Source organism: Nocardia sp. NPDC023852, assembly GCF_040639505.1.
Taxonomy (GTDB): Bacteria; Actinomycetota; Actinomycetes; order Mycobacteriales; family Mycobacteriaceae; genus Nocardia.
Map to the genome: position 1 here is coordinate 37,828 of NZ_JBFAAB010000015.1, position 14,448 is coordinate 52,275.

16 protein-coding genes and 1 tRNA gene are annotated in these 14,448 nt (G+C 66.4%); 13 read left to right on the forward strand and 4 right to left on the reverse strand.

The window, feature by feature from the left end; genetic code table 11:
• The first annotated feature begins 2 nt into the window (after positions 1-2).
• Together AB0H00_RS20185 and AB0H00_RS20190 are read left to right on the forward strand one after the other, a co-directional pair.
• The gene (locus tag AB0H00_RS20185) at positions 3-1,979 is read left to right on the forward strand and encodes an ABC transporter ATP-binding protein (RefSeq protein ID WP_357268207.1); all 1,977 of its coding nucleotides are present in this window, start codon (positions 3-5) and stop codon (positions 1,977-1,979) included.
• Between the two features lie 78 nt (positions 1,980-2,057).
• A complete protein-coding gene (locus AB0H00_RS20190; RefSeq protein WP_357268419.1) occupies positions 2,058-2,645 on the forward strand; it encodes a putative glycolipid-binding domain-containing protein in 588 nt (195 codons plus the stop codon).
• A 63-nt stretch (positions 2,646-2,708) separates the two neighbouring features.
• On the opposite strand, the gene AB0H00_RS20195 is transcribed toward AB0H00_RS20190, so the two are convergent.
• Positions 2,709-3,659, reverse strand: a complete 951-nt coding sequence (locus AB0H00_RS20195) for a prephenate dehydrogenase (protein ID WP_357268209.1) — start codon at positions 3,657-3,659, stop codon at positions 2,709-2,711.
• Positions 3,660-3,717: 58 nt separating this feature from the next.
• Between AB0H00_RS20195 and AB0H00_RS20200 the strand changes: the two genes are divergently transcribed.
• From AB0H00_RS20200 to AB0H00_RS20220, 5 genes are all read left to right on the forward strand, one after another.
• The gene (locus AB0H00_RS20200; protein ID WP_357268211.1) at positions 3,718-4,257 is read left to right on the forward strand and encodes a tRNA adenosine deaminase-associated protein; all 540 of its coding nucleotides are present in this window, start codon (positions 3,718-3,720) and stop codon (positions 4,255-4,257) included.
• 34 nt (positions 4,258-4,291) lie between these two features.
• Positions 4,292-4,726: a nucleoside deaminase gene (locus AB0H00_RS20205; RefSeq protein WP_357268421.1), complete on the forward strand. Its 435-nt coding sequence runs from the start codon at positions 4,292-4,294 to the stop codon at positions 4,724-4,726.
• Between the two features lie 147 nt (positions 4,727-4,873).
• A tRNA-Ser gene (locus AB0H00_RS20210) sits at positions 4,874-4,961 on the forward strand.
• A gap of 287 nt (positions 4,962-5,248) precedes the next feature.
• Complete coding sequence (locus tag AB0H00_RS20215) at positions 5,249-5,500, forward strand: type II toxin-antitoxin system prevent-host-death family antitoxin (RefSeq protein ID WP_357268213.1); 252 nt, start codon at positions 5,249-5,251, stop codon at positions 5,498-5,500.
• Positions 5,493-5,906: a type II toxin-antitoxin system VapC family toxin gene (locus AB0H00_RS20220; protein ID WP_357268215.1), complete on the forward strand. Its 414-nt coding sequence runs from the start codon at positions 5,493-5,495 to the stop codon at positions 5,904-5,906. Before AB0H00_RS20215 ends, AB0H00_RS20220 begins: the two co-directional genes overlap by 8 nt.
• A gap of 144 nt (positions 5,907-6,050) precedes the next feature.
• Here AB0H00_RS20220 and AB0H00_RS20225 read toward each other — a convergent pair whose 3' ends face one another.
• A complete protein-coding gene (locus AB0H00_RS20225) occupies positions 6,051-6,338 on the reverse strand; it encodes a DUF6191 domain-containing protein (RefSeq protein WP_357268217.1) in 288 nt (95 codons plus the stop codon).
• 203 nt (positions 6,339-6,541) lie between these two features.
• On the opposite strand from AB0H00_RS20225, the gene AB0H00_RS20230 reads away from it, so the two are divergent.
• Both AB0H00_RS20230 and AB0H00_RS20235 read left to right on the forward strand, forming a co-directional pair.
• Positions 6,542-6,742, forward strand: coding sequence for a hypothetical protein (locus tag AB0H00_RS20230; protein WP_357268218.1), 201 nt, complete (start codon positions 6,542-6,544; stop codon positions 6,740-6,742).
• Positions 6,743-6,880: 138 nt separating this feature from the next.
• Positions 6,881-7,285: a hypothetical protein gene (locus AB0H00_RS20235; RefSeq protein ID WP_357268220.1), complete on the forward strand. Its 405-nt coding sequence runs from the start codon at positions 6,881-6,883 to the stop codon at positions 7,283-7,285.
• Between the two features lie 70 nt (positions 7,286-7,355).
• On the opposite strand, the gene AB0H00_RS20240 is transcribed toward AB0H00_RS20235, so the two are convergent.
• The gene (locus AB0H00_RS20240; protein ID WP_357268222.1) at positions 7,356-8,225 is read right to left on the reverse strand and encodes an SDR family NAD(P)-dependent oxidoreductase; all 870 of its coding nucleotides are present in this window, start codon (positions 8,223-8,225) and stop codon (positions 7,356-7,358) included.
• 67 nt (positions 8,226-8,292) lie between these two features.
• Between AB0H00_RS20240 and AB0H00_RS20245 the strand changes: the two genes are divergently transcribed.
• Positions 8,293-8,916, forward strand: coding sequence for a TetR/AcrR family transcriptional regulator (locus AB0H00_RS20245; protein ID WP_357268224.1), 624 nt, complete (start codon positions 8,293-8,295; stop codon positions 8,914-8,916).
• Positions 8,917-8,945: 29 nt separating this feature from the next.
• Here AB0H00_RS20245 and AB0H00_RS20250 read toward each other — a convergent pair whose 3' ends face one another.
• On the reverse strand, positions 8,946-11,240 hold the full coding sequence (locus tag AB0H00_RS20250; protein WP_357268226.1) for an MMPL family transporter: 2,295 nt from the start codon (positions 11,238-11,240) through the stop codon (positions 8,946-8,948).
• A gap of 204 nt (positions 11,241-11,444) precedes the next feature.
• On the opposite strand from AB0H00_RS20250, the gene AB0H00_RS20255 reads away from it, so the two are divergent.
• The 3 genes from AB0H00_RS20255 to AB0H00_RS20265 all read left to right on the forward strand — a co-directional run bounded on the left by AB0H00_RS20255 (position 11,445) and on the right by AB0H00_RS20265 (position 14,396).
• Complete coding sequence (locus tag AB0H00_RS20255) at positions 11,445-12,038, forward strand: helix-turn-helix domain-containing protein (protein WP_357268228.1); 594 nt, start codon at positions 11,445-11,447, stop codon at positions 12,036-12,038.
• Positions 12,039-12,076: 38 nt separating this feature from the next.
• Entirely contained in the window at positions 12,077-12,580 is a 504-nt protein-coding gene (locus tag AB0H00_RS20260) for an Rrf2 family transcriptional regulator (RefSeq protein ID WP_357268230.1), read from the forward strand.
• An 82-nt stretch (positions 12,581-12,662) separates the two neighbouring features.
• Positions 12,663-14,396, forward strand: a complete 1,734-nt coding sequence (locus AB0H00_RS20265; protein WP_357268232.1) for an ABC transporter ATP-binding protein — start codon at positions 12,663-12,665, stop codon at positions 14,394-14,396.
• The last annotated feature ends 52 nt before the right edge of the window (positions 14,397-14,448 follow it).

Sequence of the window (14,448 nt, forward strand, 5' to 3'; positions counted from 1 at the left end):
CAGTGAGTACGGACACGATCGTGTCGAAAGACGTGGTGACCCGAGATGACCCGGTTACCCGGGACGAAGTGGCCGACTGGCGCGGTATCGCGAGCGAAGACAAGGAGGTCACCGAGACAGGAAACCTGGTGCTGGCCGGCCGGTCCCGGCGGCTGCTGGTCGACCTGGTACGGCCCTACCGCAAGCTGGCGGCCTTCGCGCTGGTGCTCATCGTGGTCGACAACGCGGCGATGGTGTCGGCGCCGCTGTTCGTCGCGCACGGACTGGACACCGGCATCGCGCGGGGCGTGGAAGGCAACTGGCTCCCGCTCACCTGGACCGTGGCCGGTTACCTCGGCTCGGTCCTGCTCGGCGTGCTCACCACGTTCTTCTTCCTGCGGGTGTCCGGCAGGCTCAGCCAGAGCGTGCTGTTCGACCTGCGGGTGCGCTCGTTCACGCATATGCAGCGGCTCAGTGTCGCCTTCCACGAGAAGTACACCTCCGGCAAGGTGGTCGCCCGGCTCACCGGCGACATCGAGACGCTGCAGGAGCTGCTGGAGGGCGCGCTCGACCAGGCGCTGAGCGCGATCCTCTCGGTGCTGACCATAGCGGTGCTGCTGATCTATCTGGATCAGACTCTCGCCGCGATCGTGCTGGCCGGTTTCGTTCCGTTGGTGCTGGTCACCCGATGGGCCCAGCGCAGGCAGCGCGCAGGGTACCGCCGCACGCGCGGCGCGATCGCCAAGGTGGTCGTGCAGTTCGTCGAGTCGATGGGTGGCATGCGTGCGGTGCAGACCTTCCGGCGCGAGCAGCGCAACGAGGCAGTGCTCGCCGTCGAGGACGGCGAATACCGCCAGGCGACCACTGCGGCCATGCGCGGCATGGGCGATTACGCGGGCCTTACCAGGCTGCTCGGCAACCTGACGACGGTGATCGTCATCCTGGTCGGCGCGTGGCGGGTGATCGACGGCGACCTCGCGGTCGGGGTGCTCGCGGCCTACCTGCTGTACCTCAACGAGTTCTACGGTCCGCTGGACCAACTCGCGCAGGTGTTCAACTCCTACCAGTCCGCGGCGGCGGCGCTGGAGAAGATCTCGGGTGTGCTCGAGGAGGAGCCATCGGTGCCGGAGCCGACGCAGCCGGCAGCCCTGGGTAAGGCCTCCGGCGCGGTCCGGATGGAGAAGGTGTGGTTCGGCTATGGGGGCATGCCCGCCGACCTGCCCGACAGGCCCGGTGGGGAGGTGGACGGCGCGGCCGGCGCCGAGGTGGCGGACTCGGGCCGGTCCGAGGGCGAGCGGGACAGCCGCGGGAAACGACCGGTTCTGCCGGAGTTCACCTTGGACATCCCGGCCGGACAGGTGGTCGCGCTGGTCGGAGCGACCGGGGCGGGCAAGTCGACACTGGCCAAGCTGCTGACGCGGTTCTACGACCCGTCAGGCGGCTCGGTCACCCTGGACGGCGTCGACCTGCGTGACCTCTCGGACGCCGACCTGCGGCGCAACGTCGTGATGGTCACCCAGGAGTCCTACTTGTTCTCCGGGTCGGTTGCCGACAACATCCGGCTCGGCAGGCCGGCCGCCACCGACGCGGAGGTGTTCGCCGCGGCCCGTGCGGTCGGTCTGTACGACTTCGTGCGATCCCTGCCCGAGGGCTTCGCCACCGACGTGCGCAAGCGCGGCGGCAGGCTCTCGGCGGGCCAGCGGCAGCTGGTCGCGTTCGCCAGGGTGTTCCTGGCCGATCCCGCCGTGATCGTGCTCGACGAGGCCACCTCGAGCCTGGACATCCCGAGCGAGCGGCTCGTGCAGCATGCGCTCGAGACCGTGCTGCGCGGGCGCACCGCGGTGATCATCGCGCACCGGCTGTCCACAGTGGCGATCGCGGACCGGGTGCTCGTGCTCGATTCCGGACGGCTCGTCGAGGACGGTGCGCCGGACGAGCTGATCGTCGGTACCGGCAGATTCGCCGGTCTGCACGCGGCGTGGCGCGAGTCGTTGGTGTGATGAGCGTTGGTGTTGTGCGGGTTACGGCAGGATGTCGCTTACGGTAGATACGTGACGACCCCAGCCCCCGACCCCGAGATCCCCACCGAGAGCCCGCAGGCATCCCGGTGGCCGGCGGTTCTCACCTGGCGCGCGCCGGACGCGTCGCGGATGGAGTCGGTCCGGGTGACGCTCAATGGCAACCGCATCCGTGCCACCGGGCGCATGATCGGCGGCGCGGGCGCGGACCATCCCCCGTTCAGCGCCTCCTATGACCTGGTCACCGACGAGAACGGCAGGACGAAGCGGCTCTCGCTGCGCACCACGACGGCCGCAGGCGAGCGGCAAGCCTCGATCGCCAGGGACGAGGAGAACTATTGGCTCGTCGATGCGGGCGGCAACCATGTCCGCTCCACCTTCGCGGGCGCGCTCGACGTGGACGTGGTGCTCAGCCCGTTCTTCAACACTTTGCCGATCCGTCGCTACGACCTGCAGCACGCAGTGGAGGCCGTCCAGGTCCCGGTGGTCTACGTCCGCCTGCCCGACCTGCTCGTGCAGGAGGCCACGCTGATCTACAGCAGCGCGGCCGAGGGCATCAGCGTGCTGTCCCCGGTCTCGAGCGCGACCGTCACCGTCGACGCCGACGGCTTTCTCCTGGACTACCCGGGCCTGGCCGAGCGCATCTGACCTTCGGCTTTCGCCGACCGGTGCCCGCAGCGGGTCGAGGCTGTCCCCAGCAGCGGAGCGCGTTCAGTTCAGGCGGGTGATGACTCCGCCACGCTGTCCGGCCGTGCGCAGGTCTTCCAGCCAATTGTGATCCCCGGGCCGGACATCGGTGATTTCCCACCGCCGCGCCGATTCGTAGCGTTGCCTGGCGTCGTGTCCGGCTTCGACCAGATCGACGAGGGTCCTCTCCGCGCGCAGGCTGTCGCGTGCCGCACCGAGGACAGTGAGGGTTTCTTCCAGCACGTCCAGCAGCGCGTCGGAATTCGGTTCGCAGATCGCGCGGACCATGTCCGGCGCGGTGCCCGCGACGCGGGTGCCATCGCGGAATGACCCAGCGGCGAGCCCCAGCGCGAGATCACCGCCCGCGGCGCCGGACAGCGCCAGCGCCTCGGCGAGCACATGCGGCAGGTGGGAGATTCGGGCGACGGCGCGGTCGTGTTCCTCTGCCACCACCGGGACGACCACCGAGCCGCAGTCCAGTGCGAGCCGAGCCACCCGGGTCCACGGGTCGGCGTGGGTCCCCTCGTCCACCCCGACCGCCCACACGGCGTCGCGGAACAGGCCGGGATCGGTAGCGGCCCACCCGGATCGGGCGGTGCCCGCCATCGGATGGCCGCCGACGTATCGGGCCCCGAGCTCATGGTTGTGCACTGCGGCGGCGACGGGCGTCTTCACACTCACCACGTCGGTCAGCGCGCAGTGCGGCGCGAAGGTCGCGATCGAGGAAAGTATGTGGTCCACCGCGGGCATCGGCACCGCGACGACGATCAGCGCGTCGGCGTCCGCTGCGCGTCGTAGCGCGGCGGGCAGGTCCTCCGTGACGGTGAAACCGTCGGCCCGCGCTGCCCGCGCCCCCGCGGCTGATCGGTTGTATCCCCAGCCGTCATAACCCGCGCCGACGGCCGCGCGCAGCAGCGATCCACCGATCAAACCCGTCCCGAGGACGCACACGGGGGCCTTCTTCGCGGAAGTCACCGGAACAGATTGGCATACGACTTCAACATTTCAGCTCGAGCCGACTACCGTTGCGGCCATGGCAGCACAGCGCTCGGGCACGAACAGGGCGACGTCGGACGATTACGACGACGTGGAAGGGTTCGCAGTGGCGGTTGTCCGCGAAGACGGCAAGTGGCAATGCAGTCCGCTGACCCGGGCTGCGCTCACCGATTTGTCCGCGGCGGAAAACGAACTGAAGGCTTTGCGCAGCTCCGGAGCCGTGTTCGGACTACTCGACATCGATGACGAGTTCTTCATCGTGCTCCGGCCCGCGCCGAGCGGAACACGGATGCTGGTATCGGACGCGACGGCCGCGATCGATTACGACATCGCCGCGGACGTCCTCGATGCCTTGAATGTGGAAATTCCCGACATCGACCCGGATGAAATCGACGACATCGAGCCGTGGGAGGAAGGCGACCTCGGTGTACTCGCCGATCTCGGCCTGCCGGAACCGGTGCTGAGCGTCATCCTCGCCGAGACCGACCTCTATCCGGACGAACAGCTCGGCATGATCGCCCAGCGGCTCGGATTCGCCGACGAACTCTCCGCGGTCCTGGACAAACTGCCCCGCTGACGTGGGAGTTCCCTCGGTCCCCTCGGACGCCGACATGGTGCGTGTCGCCCTCGATGCGGCGGCTGCCGCGGGGAACCGTGACGTGCCTGTCGGCGCGGTCGTATTCGATTCGACAGGACGGGAACTCGCGCGTGCCGCGAATGCGCGCGAAGCACTCGGTGACCCGACCGCGCACGCGGAGATCCTCGCGCTGCGCCGTGCCGCCGAAGTTCTCGGCGACGGCTGGCGGCTGGAGGCAACGACCCTCGCTGTGACGCTGGAGCCGTGCACCATGTGCGCGGGAGCGCTGGTGCTCGCCAGGGTCGGTCGGTTGATATTCGGCGCATGGGAGCCGAAAACCGGCGCCGTCTGTTCGCTCTGGGACGTAGTTCGTGACCGCCGCCTCAACCACCGGCCACAGGTCCGCGGTGGAGTGCTCGAAGCGGAGTGCGCCGCACTGCTCGACGAGTTCTTCCGCACCCAGCGCTGACTTCCCAGGTGCCAAGACCTGCGCCGCACCGAGTCTCGACCTGGCTTAGAGCGCTCCGCCGTCGGCCGCCAGAACGGCACACCGAGCGGCCAGCCCAGCTCTCCAGCCGATTTAACGATCCGGCGACGGTCCGGTATGGTTGTCGGCGGTGGCGTGTCCGAGCGGCCTAAGGAGCACGCCTCGAAAGCGTGTGAGGGGTAACCCCCCTCCGAGGGTTCAAATCCCTCCGCCACCGCTTACGCCCCTCATCTGTTCACGCAGGTGAAGGGCGTTTTTCTTCTCCGCAGAACTCCAGACCGGGGTCTGGCTGCCTTCCGGTCCTCAGCTGTACGACTTCGGGCCCGAGGTGGAGCGGCTGCCGCCCGGTTGAAGGCGTTGGGTTCCTTGGCGGATATTGGATTCCTCGCGAGCATTGCAGCAGGTGTGGGACTGGCCGTCCCCACCCCGAAGTACGGGTCACCGCCTCCAGAACACTCTGTAGCACTCTGTACACCGTGTAGCACGGGTGGGTAGTCTGGGGGTGTGAAAACGATCCAGCAACGCGACCTCCGCAACGACAGCGGCAAAGTCCTCGCCGCAGTCGAAGCTGGCGAGAGCTTCACCATCACCCGCAATGGCAAACCTGTCGCCGAACTCAAGCCCCTGACACGGCGAACCTTCGTGCCCATCGCCGAACTCGCCCGCACCAGCGCCCACCTGCCATGTATCGACTACAACGAGTGGCGTGCCGATATGGATGCGATGATCGACCAGGAGATCCCGGGTCGTGAGTGAACCCACCATCCCCCGGCACGTGCTGCTCGACACATCGGTCCTCATCGGTTACCTCGAGGTGCAAACATCGCTGCCCGATGAAGCGGAGGCCGCCATCAGTGCGATAAGTCTTGCCGAACTCGCCGCGGGACTGCATTCCACCAAAGATCCGCTGAAACAAGCCCAACGCCAACTCCAGTTCCACTGGGTCACGAAATCGTTCAACCCACTCGCGTTCGACGCCGAGACGGCCAACGTGTACGGGTCGTTGGCTTTTCTGCTCGAACAGATCGGCCGTAAACCCCGAGGACGAGTGGCCGACCTCCAGATAGCAGCTACAGCAGTCCAGTACAGCTTGCCGCTGTACACCCGCAACCCAGACGACTTCAAGGGGCTCGGACCGCTCCTGAACATCGTCGCGGTGTAGAAAACAGTTATCCGCCCGGTTCTGACTCCCGACGAGGAGTTGATTCGCTGCCGGGGAGAAGAAGTGACCGGTGGTGGCGTGCGGTAGCCGGCGAACCGGCGCAACTCCTGCTGGAGATCGAAACCCGGCTTTCCCGGAAATTCGCTAGCGGTGTTCGTCCTTGCGCAGCACGACGGTATGGCGGTCCAGGTCGACGCCGAGCAGCGGTGGCGCACCTTGGTCCTGCTCGTCGCGCAGCATGGAGATTGATTCGCGGTGGTCGAGTTCCATGCGCTTGGTGCTGTAGAACAGCGCGGTAAACTCGTCGGTGAAGGTGCCCGAGATCGGGGTGCGGCGCCGCCTGCGGCGCTTGTTGACTGCCACCTCGTAGCCAGCGACCAGCACGAGGAGGATTACCCAACCCGGAATCGACCACTGCAATACCGACGCCATGTCACCCGAAAGTACCAGGAACGGGAGCGAACAGTCGCGCCCCTGACATCCGAACCGGTTGGTCGGCGAGCCGAAAAATCCCCCCGTGTACGGCGGATATTCGGCGAAATCGGGGGTATACGCCGGGTACGGAAGTGCGGAAAGGACGCGATGTCATCATGCGCCGTCGAACAGTCCGCGCGGGAGCGATGCGCGAGAGAAACATGAGAATCGGAAGTGTAATCGTCTTGGTCTGGCTGCTGATCGGCGTGGTCGCCGCCGCACAGCGGCATTACTTCGACAGCGGCCCGGTCAACTGCGCGGGTGTCGGCACTATCGCTGTCACTGTTATCGCGGGCCCGCTCAACTACATGGGCGTGAACCCGAAGGTCGCGGATTGTAATGTGCCGGAACCGAGTCCGTAGTTCGGCAGAGTGAACTCGGCGGCCGAGCGGAATCCGCTCGGTCGTCGATGCACTACACGGGCAACCCGTCGTCCGACGCGGGTTTGCGCCACTACTTAGGCAGCGGCCCCGGTCAACTGCGCCGGTGTCGGCACCGTCGTGCTGACCGTGCTCGCGGTGCCGTTCGACCACACGTCGGTGCGCATCCGAAGGCTGCCAACTGCCTGCCACCTGCCGCGGCAGGCCATTAGCGGCGGGGTAACTGGCGCACATCCGGGTATCCCGCTTATGGGGAGCAGCACGGAAGGGAGCGATGGGATGCGCGACCACGAAACTCGCAGGCGAGCCGTGCGCGGAACGGGTACTCGACTGTTCGGGTTCCTGCTGATGATGTGGCTGGCGGTCGGGCTGCTGGCTGCCGGTCAGCGCCACTATTTCGACAGCGGTCCGATCAACTGTGCAGGATGGGGCACGATCGCCGTGACGGCGCTGACAGGCCCGCTCAATTATCTGGGCATGAATCCGAAGGTCGGCGACTGCGAGCTTCCGCAGCCCAGCCAGTGAGGGGTCGCCGTAGTATCAGCCGAAAACGGGCGGATACAGCGTAAGTCTCTGGTCAGGAGCGGTTTTGTATTCAAGCTGCGGTGCCGGGTCGTTGCCGCGAGTCGGTCGCGGCGGTGACGGTGGTCTCGTAATCGTTCAGTGCGGCAAGTTGGCTGGTCAGTTTGGCGCGAATTGCGGTGACCGCGTCGATGCCCAGCGGCAGCCGCAGCGGCGGTGTGGCGGATTCGACAGCGGCGATGATCTGCTGTGCTGCCTGGTCGGGGTCGCCGGATGCGCTCGGGTCGAGCTGGGTCAGGCGCTCACGCGCTGCCTCTACACTGGCGGCGTAATCAGGGTGTCGCACAGGGGTGATGCCCAATGCCGCAACGAAATTCGTGCCGAACATGCCCGGCTCGACGATGGTGACACCGATGCCGAGGTGGGCAACCTCTCGGGACAGGGCTTCGCTCATGCCCTCGACTGTGAACTTGGTAGCCGCGTAGACGCCCAATCCCGGTGCGGAGGGCGCGACACCGGTCACCGAGGAGATCTGCACGATGTGCCCGCGCTTTTGCTCGCGCAACACCGGCAGAGCTGCGCGAATCACGTTCAGCGATCCGAACACGTTCGTCTCGAAGATCGCCCGCACCTCGCTGTCGGGAGTCTCCTCCAGTGCGCCGAATATCCCGTAGCCCGCGTTGTTCACCACGACATCCAGCCGGCCGAACATCGCCACCGCCTGCGACATCGCCCGTCTGGCCTGCTCCTCGTCGATGACATCCAAGGGTGTGACGAGGACACGACCGGGATGGTCCGCCGCCAACTCCTGCAGGGACTGCGCTCGTGATGGATTCCGAGCCGTCGCAACGACCCGACCGCCCGCGGCCGCCACCGCTCGGCTGACTGCGTACCCGAATCCCGAGGAAGCGCCGGTCACCAGCCATACCCGATCAACGTCCATCACAAGCTCCTCATTACGCCATTTTACGATACTGACCGTATCGTATCTGAAAGATTAGACTGGTGCCATGGTGGAGTCGAAGGATGTACGCGGGCCGGGGCGACCGCGCAGCGAGCGATCGCGCCGTGCGGTGCTCACCGCGGCACGAGAACTGCTGACCGACCGCGGTCTACCCGGTTTGAGCGTGGATGACATCGCCGCGCACGCCGGGGTCAGCAAGAACACGATCTACCGGTGGTGGCCGACGAAGGCGGCCGTGTTGATGGATGCCTTCACCGACGCCGTGGCAGACAAGATCGAGGCTCCTGCCAATGGCGATGCCCTGGCACGGCTGCGGACCCAAGTCCGGCGCGTGGCGCAATTGATGAGCGAACCCGACGCCCGACGCCCGTTCGTCGCCCTCGTCGCCGCCGCCCAGCACGACCCCGAAATCGCCGCTGCGTTACGCGAACGGTTCATCGCCGGCCGCCGAGCCGAGGCGAGCGCCCTGATCGCCACCGCGATCCAACACGGCCAACTACGCGGCGACCTCGACCCCGATCTCATCATCGACTTGGTCTATGGCGCCCTCTACTACCGGCTTCTCGTCAGCGGTGCACCGGTCGACCCCCTGTACGCCGACCGGCTCATCGACGCGTTCGCCCGGGAACTCGAGAACGGGAAAACGCGCTCGGCCCCGCACCCGAGGTAGGGATGCGGGGCCGAGTGACGGTTTTCGGATCAGCTGACGCCGACCGGCACCTGCACGGTGTCCGTCGAACGCTGCCGCAGCTCACGCAGTTTCGCGCCCTCGACATCGATGTCGGGCAGGATCCGGTCGAGCCACTCGGGCATCCACCACGACCACTTGCCCATCAGTACCAGCAGCGACGGAATCAGCACCATCCGGACGATGAACGCGTCCAGCAGCACGCCTGCCGCCAGCGCGAAGCCGAACGACTTCGCCGTCACGTCCGTCTCGAGCAGGAAGGAGCCGAACACCGAGATCATGATGATCGCGGCCGCGGTCACCACGCGGGCGCCGTGGTGGTAACCGGCGACCACCGCGTCCTTGGGCGACCTGCCCTTGACGAACTCCTCACGCATCCGGGTCACCAGGAACACCTGGTAGTCCATCGCGAGCCCGAAAACCAGGCCGATCAGCATGATCGGCAGGAAGCTGACCAGCGGATGCGGGTCCTCGATCAGCCCGAGCTTGCCCTGCTGGAAGATCAGCACGGTCGCGCCGAAGGTCGCGGCCATCGACAGGAGGAACCCGAGTGCCGCGGTGAGCGGCACGAGGATGGATCGGAACACCAGAATCAGCAAAACGAATGCCGCACCCGCCACGATCGCCAGGTAGGGCACGATCTTGCTGAGCAGCACGTGGTCCACGTCGGCGTAGATCGCCGTGGTTCCCGTGATGCCGTACTCGATGCCGTACTGGGCCTTCAGCTGCCCTTCGGCGTCGCGGGCATCCTGCACCAGATCCTTGGTGGCCTGGTTGTTCGGGCCCGACTTCGGCACGCCGTCCAGCAGTACGCCCTGCTCGTCCTTGCTCCATTGCGGCTCGGTGACGTAATCCATGCCCGGGTAGGAGGTGAGCTTGTCGCGCAGCGCCCCAATCGCGGCCTGCCGGTTCTCGGCGGGCACACCGGTCAGGTCGGCGACCACGTTCAGCACGCCGTTGCTGCCCTCGCCGAAGCCTTCGGTGCGCAACTCGTAGGCCTTGCGGACGGTAGACGTCTTCGGCATGCTGTCGTCGCCGGGCAGGCCGAGGTTCAGGCCCGCGGCGGGCGCGGCGAGCGCGCCGAGTACCACGACGCTGAGGATCAGCGCGACCCACGGCGCCTTGCCGATCAGTCGGCCGAAGCGCATGCCGTTGGTGACCGAGTGCTCGTCCTCGGGGTCGTGCTGGGCCACCACCGGCAGCTTCGGCTTGAACAGGACACGGCCGAACGCGCCGAGCAACGCTGGCATCAGGGTGATCGCGGTGAGCACCGCGAAGCCGGCGGCGATCGCGCCACCCAGTCCCATGAACGTCATGAACTGGACGCCGACGATGCTGAGGCCCGCCAGCGCGATGATGACGGTGAGGCCGGCGAACACCACCGCGGAACCGGCTGTGCCGAGTGCGGTGCCCGCCGCCTCCTCGGGCGAATCCTGCACCGCGAGTTCGTGTTTGTACCTGGACACGATGAACAGCGCGTAGTCGATGGACAGCGCGATGCCGATCATCGATGCGAGGAACGTGGTGAAGCTGGGGACATCGATCACCGAGGTGCCGAGCATGATCAGCGAGGTGGCCGCGCCGAGTCCGACGATCGCGGTGACGATCGGCACGAACGCGGCGACGATGGCGCCGAACGCCACGATCATGACGACCAATGCGACAGCCATGCCGATCATCTCGGACTTGCCGCTCGGGGCCTCCTGCTTCGTCGCGATGGAGCCGCTCATCTCGACCGTGAGCCCGGCATTGCGCGCGTCGGCGGCCACCTGGTATGCCGCGTCACGGTCCTTGTCGGTCACATCGGTGAACTTCGCGATGGTGAACGGGACGTTCATCACCGCCACGGTGTCGGGCGCGGTCTTGCTGAGCACGTTCAGCGGCGCGCCGCTGCACTGTGCGGGGTCGGGGTTGGCCAGGCAGCCCATCTTCTCGGCCGCTTCGACCGGGTTCGTGACCGGCTTGCCGTGGTCGACGATGTCGAGTTGGCCGAGCTTGGCGATGAACGCTTCGACCGCGGCACGGTTCGCCGGGTCGGTCAGTTTCTGCCCTTCGGGCGCGCTGATGACGTAGGTGCCGGTGACCGCGTCGAACTTGAACGCGTCGGAGGCGCCGGGGAAGTGCTTGTCGAGGATGTCGTTGGCCCGGGCGGATGGCAGGTCAGGCATGCTGAAGTCGTTGGTCATCGGCTTGCTGAGCTGTGCGCCCAAACCGCCGAGGAGCACGAACAAGACGAGCCAGACGGGAAGGACGATCCATTTCCTGCGGAAAGCGAACTTTCCCCATCTATACAGATAAACGGACACGAGGGGTTACTCCTAGCGATGACTGGGACGTGCTGGTTCCGCGTGTAGACAGCACTCTCGCGGGGAGCCCTGCCTGCCCCGCCTCCACACTGACGCTTTCTGCCTACCGTGCGGTAGGTAGACTACCCAGACGTTAAGCGGAGGTACAACCTCTATTTTGCTGGTGTCATTAGCCCAGCGCAGAAGTGATGAGAGGATCATCCCATGGCTGTCCGGGATACACCCGACACTGTTGTCGCAGGTGGAGGCACTAAAGTCGCAATCCGAGACGCTGCGGTCAAGCTGTTCGGAGCCAAAGGATTCGAACAGACGAGCCTGCGCGAGGTCGCGGATGCGGTAGGAATCACAAAGGCTTCGCTCTACTATCACTACGCCTCGAAGCTCGATCTGCTGCTCGCGATCATCGATCCGATCGTCGATCACATGCGATCGGTGGTCGACGATCTCGACCGGGTGCCGCACGATGCCGAAGGCATTCGCCAGGTCCTGCGGACCTACCTGCGCGGGCTGATCCATCACCGCGACGCCGGGGCGCTGGTCGTACGCGACACGGTCGCGATCATCAACGTGATGGCCGACCGCCATCCGGAGCTGATGGACATGAGCCGGGTGCTACGCGAATGGCTGGCCGGGCCGAACGCTACCGAGGAGGCCAAGCTCCGGGCCTGCGCGGCGCTCGACGTGATCCGCGTCGCGCTGGTATCCAAGGAATTGGTCCCCGGCGCCGACGACTCGCTGGTGGAGACGTCCCTCCTGGACGCGGCGACTTGTGTGCTCACCGCGTGTCGAACCGCGTAGATTCGGTTCACCGCCGCCAACGCCAGGGAGTTGCCGCTGTGCACATCAGCGCGAAGGTCGATTACGCGGTGCGGACGCTGCTCGAGATCGCCCGCGCATCGCGGCTGAACCAGGCCACCGTCGGGCTCGGCGCATCCGTCACGCAGGCCGCCCCGGTGGTCAAGGCCGAGGCCATCGCCACCGCGCAGCGCATTCCGCCCAAGGTGCTCGAGTCGGTGCTCGGCGAGCTGCGCAGGGCCGATCTGGTGATCAGCAGGCGCGGTCCGGAAGGCGGCTACTGGCTGGCCAGGCTCGCGTCCGAGATCTCCATCGCCGACGTGATCCGCGCGGTCGAGGGCCCGCTCGCGTCGGTGCGCGGCGAACGACCCGAGGACGTGCGCTATCCCGGCGCGGCCGAGTCGCTGCAGCGGGTGTGGATCGCACTGCGGGTGAATCTGCGCGCCGTCCTGGAGAACGTGTCCATCGACGACATCGCGCGGAACCAACTGCCGGGATTCGTCGAGGCGCTCACCCAGGATCCGGGAGCGTGGTCGCGCAGATAGCGCCGCGTACTCCTCGGGTATTCGTGCTGGTCAGGTATCTCTACGACGGAGTACGTCGTTTGCCGGTAACCTGCGACTCATCATGCTGATCAGACTGCTCCGCACACATCTTTACCCCTACCGCGCCCAATTGGCGGGGGTCATTGTGCTTCAGCTGATTTCCGTCATCGCGATGCTGTACCTGCCGAGTCTGAACGCGGATCTGATCGACGGCGGCGTCACCAAGGGTGATATCGGCTACATCTGGACCACCGGCCTGTGGATGCTCGCGGTCACCGGTGTGCAGATCCTCGCGTCGGCTTCGTCGGTCTATCTCGGTGCGCAGGCGGCCATGGGCGCGGGACGAGATCTGCGCGGTGCGGTGCTGCACCAGGTCGGCACGTTCTCCGCGCGAGAAGTGGGGATGTTCGGCGCGCCGTCGCTGATCACCCGCAACACCAACGACATTCAGCAGGTTCAGCTGCTCATCGTGATGTCGGCGACCATCCTGGTGATGGCGCCGATCATGTGCGTCGGTGGCATCATCATGGCGCTGCGCGAGAATCTCGGTCTGTCCTGGCTGCTGCTGATCGCGGTGCCCGCGCTCGGGTTGTCCATGGGTTTCATCATCTTCCGGATGGTGCCCGGCTTCCGCGAAATGCAGGGCAGGATCGACGAGGTCAACCGGGTGCTGCGCGAGCAGATCACCGGCATCCGCGTGGTCCGGGCGTTCGTGCGGGAGCGGCAGGAGACCTGGCGCTTCGGTGTGGCCAACACCGAACTCACCGAGACCGCGCTGCGGGTCGGCCGGTTGACGGCGCTGATGTTTCCGATGGTCATGCTGATCAGCAACGTCACCGCTGTCGCGGTGATCTGGTTCGGCGGGCAGGCGATCGACGCGGGGCACATGCAGATCGGCTCGCTCACCGCGATGCTGTCCTACATCATGCAGATACTGATGGCCGTGATGATGGCCTCGTTCCTGGCCATGATGGCGCCGCGTGCCGCGGTCTCCGCGGACCGCATCGCCGAGGTACTGGACACCGAATCCTCGGTCCACCCACCGCGATTGCCGCAGCCGTTCAAGGACGACCCTGCCGCCGTGGACTTCCAGTTCGCTGAATTCGCCTATCCCGGGGCAGAGAAGCCGGTGCTGAAGGCAATCCGGTTCCAGGTGCGCCCCGGCACCACCACCGCGATCGTCGGGTCCACCGGTGCGGGCAAGACGACGCTGGTCAACCTCGTTCCGCGGCTGATGGACGTCACCGACGGCGCTGTCTACGTCGGCGGAACCGACGTCCGCCACATCGACCTGGAGCTGCTGCGCTCGCAGATCGGCCTCGTACCGCAGAAGGCGTATCTGTTCTCCGGGACGATCGCGAGCAATCTGCGCTACGGCGATCCGGACGCCACCGACGAGGATCTCTGGCACGCACTGGAGATCGCGCAAGCCGCCGATTTCGTCCGAGACATGCCGCACGGCCTCGATACACCGGTCGCGCAGGGCGGCACGACAGTCTCCGGCGGTCAGCGCCAGCGGCTGGCGATCGCGCGGGCATTGGTGAGAAAGCCGAGGGTGTACCTGTTCGACGACTCGTTCTCCGCGCTCGACGTCGCGACCGACGCCAGGTTGCGAGAGGCGCTGAAGCCGGAGACCGCGAACGCCTCGGTGGTCATCGTCGCCCAGCGCATCACGACCATCCGCGACGCCGATCAGATCGTGGTACTCGAGGACGGCGCGATGGCGGGCGTCGGCACGCATGATCAGCTGATGCGGGAATGCTCCGAGTACCGGGAGATCGTCGAATCGCAGTTGAGTGCCGAGGAGGCGCGGTGAGGCACAATCGCGCAGCGCTTATCGGGCCGACGGGGTGCGGGAACTCCCGCAG

Excerpts from the sequence above, each read along its gene's own strand:
- AB0H00_RS20200 (WP_357268211.1), top strand. The coding sequence starts at position 3,718 with ATGGCAGCACAGCGCTCGGGCACGAACAGGGCGACGTCGGACGATTAC.
- AB0H00_RS20205 (WP_357268421.1), top strand. The coding sequence starts at position 4,292 with ATGGTGCGTGTCGCCCTCGATGCGGCGGCTGCCGCGGGGAACCGTGAC.
- AB0H00_RS20225 (WP_357268217.1), bottom strand. The coding sequence starts at position 6,338 with ATGGCGTCGGTATTGCAGTGGTCGATTCCGGGTTGGGTAATCCTCCTC.
- AB0H00_RS20230 (WP_357268218.1), top strand. The coding sequence starts at position 6,542 with ATGAGAATCGGAAGTGTAATCGTCTTGGTCTGGCTGCTGATCGGCGTG.
- AB0H00_RS20240 (WP_357268222.1), bottom strand. The coding sequence starts at position 8,225 with ATGGACGTTGATCGGGTATGGCTGGTGACCGGCGCTTCCTCGGGATTC.
- AB0H00_RS20245 (WP_357268224.1), top strand. The coding sequence starts at position 8,293 with ATGGTGGAGTCGAAGGATGTACGCGGGCCGGGGCGACCGCGCAGCGAG.
- AB0H00_RS20255 (WP_357268228.1), top strand. The coding sequence starts at position 11,445 with ATGGCTGTCCGGGATACACCCGACACTGTTGTCGCAGGTGGAGGCACT.
- AB0H00_RS20265 (WP_357268232.1), top strand. The coding sequence starts at position 12,663 with ATGCTGATCAGACTGCTCCGCACACATCTTTACCCCTACCGCGCCCAA.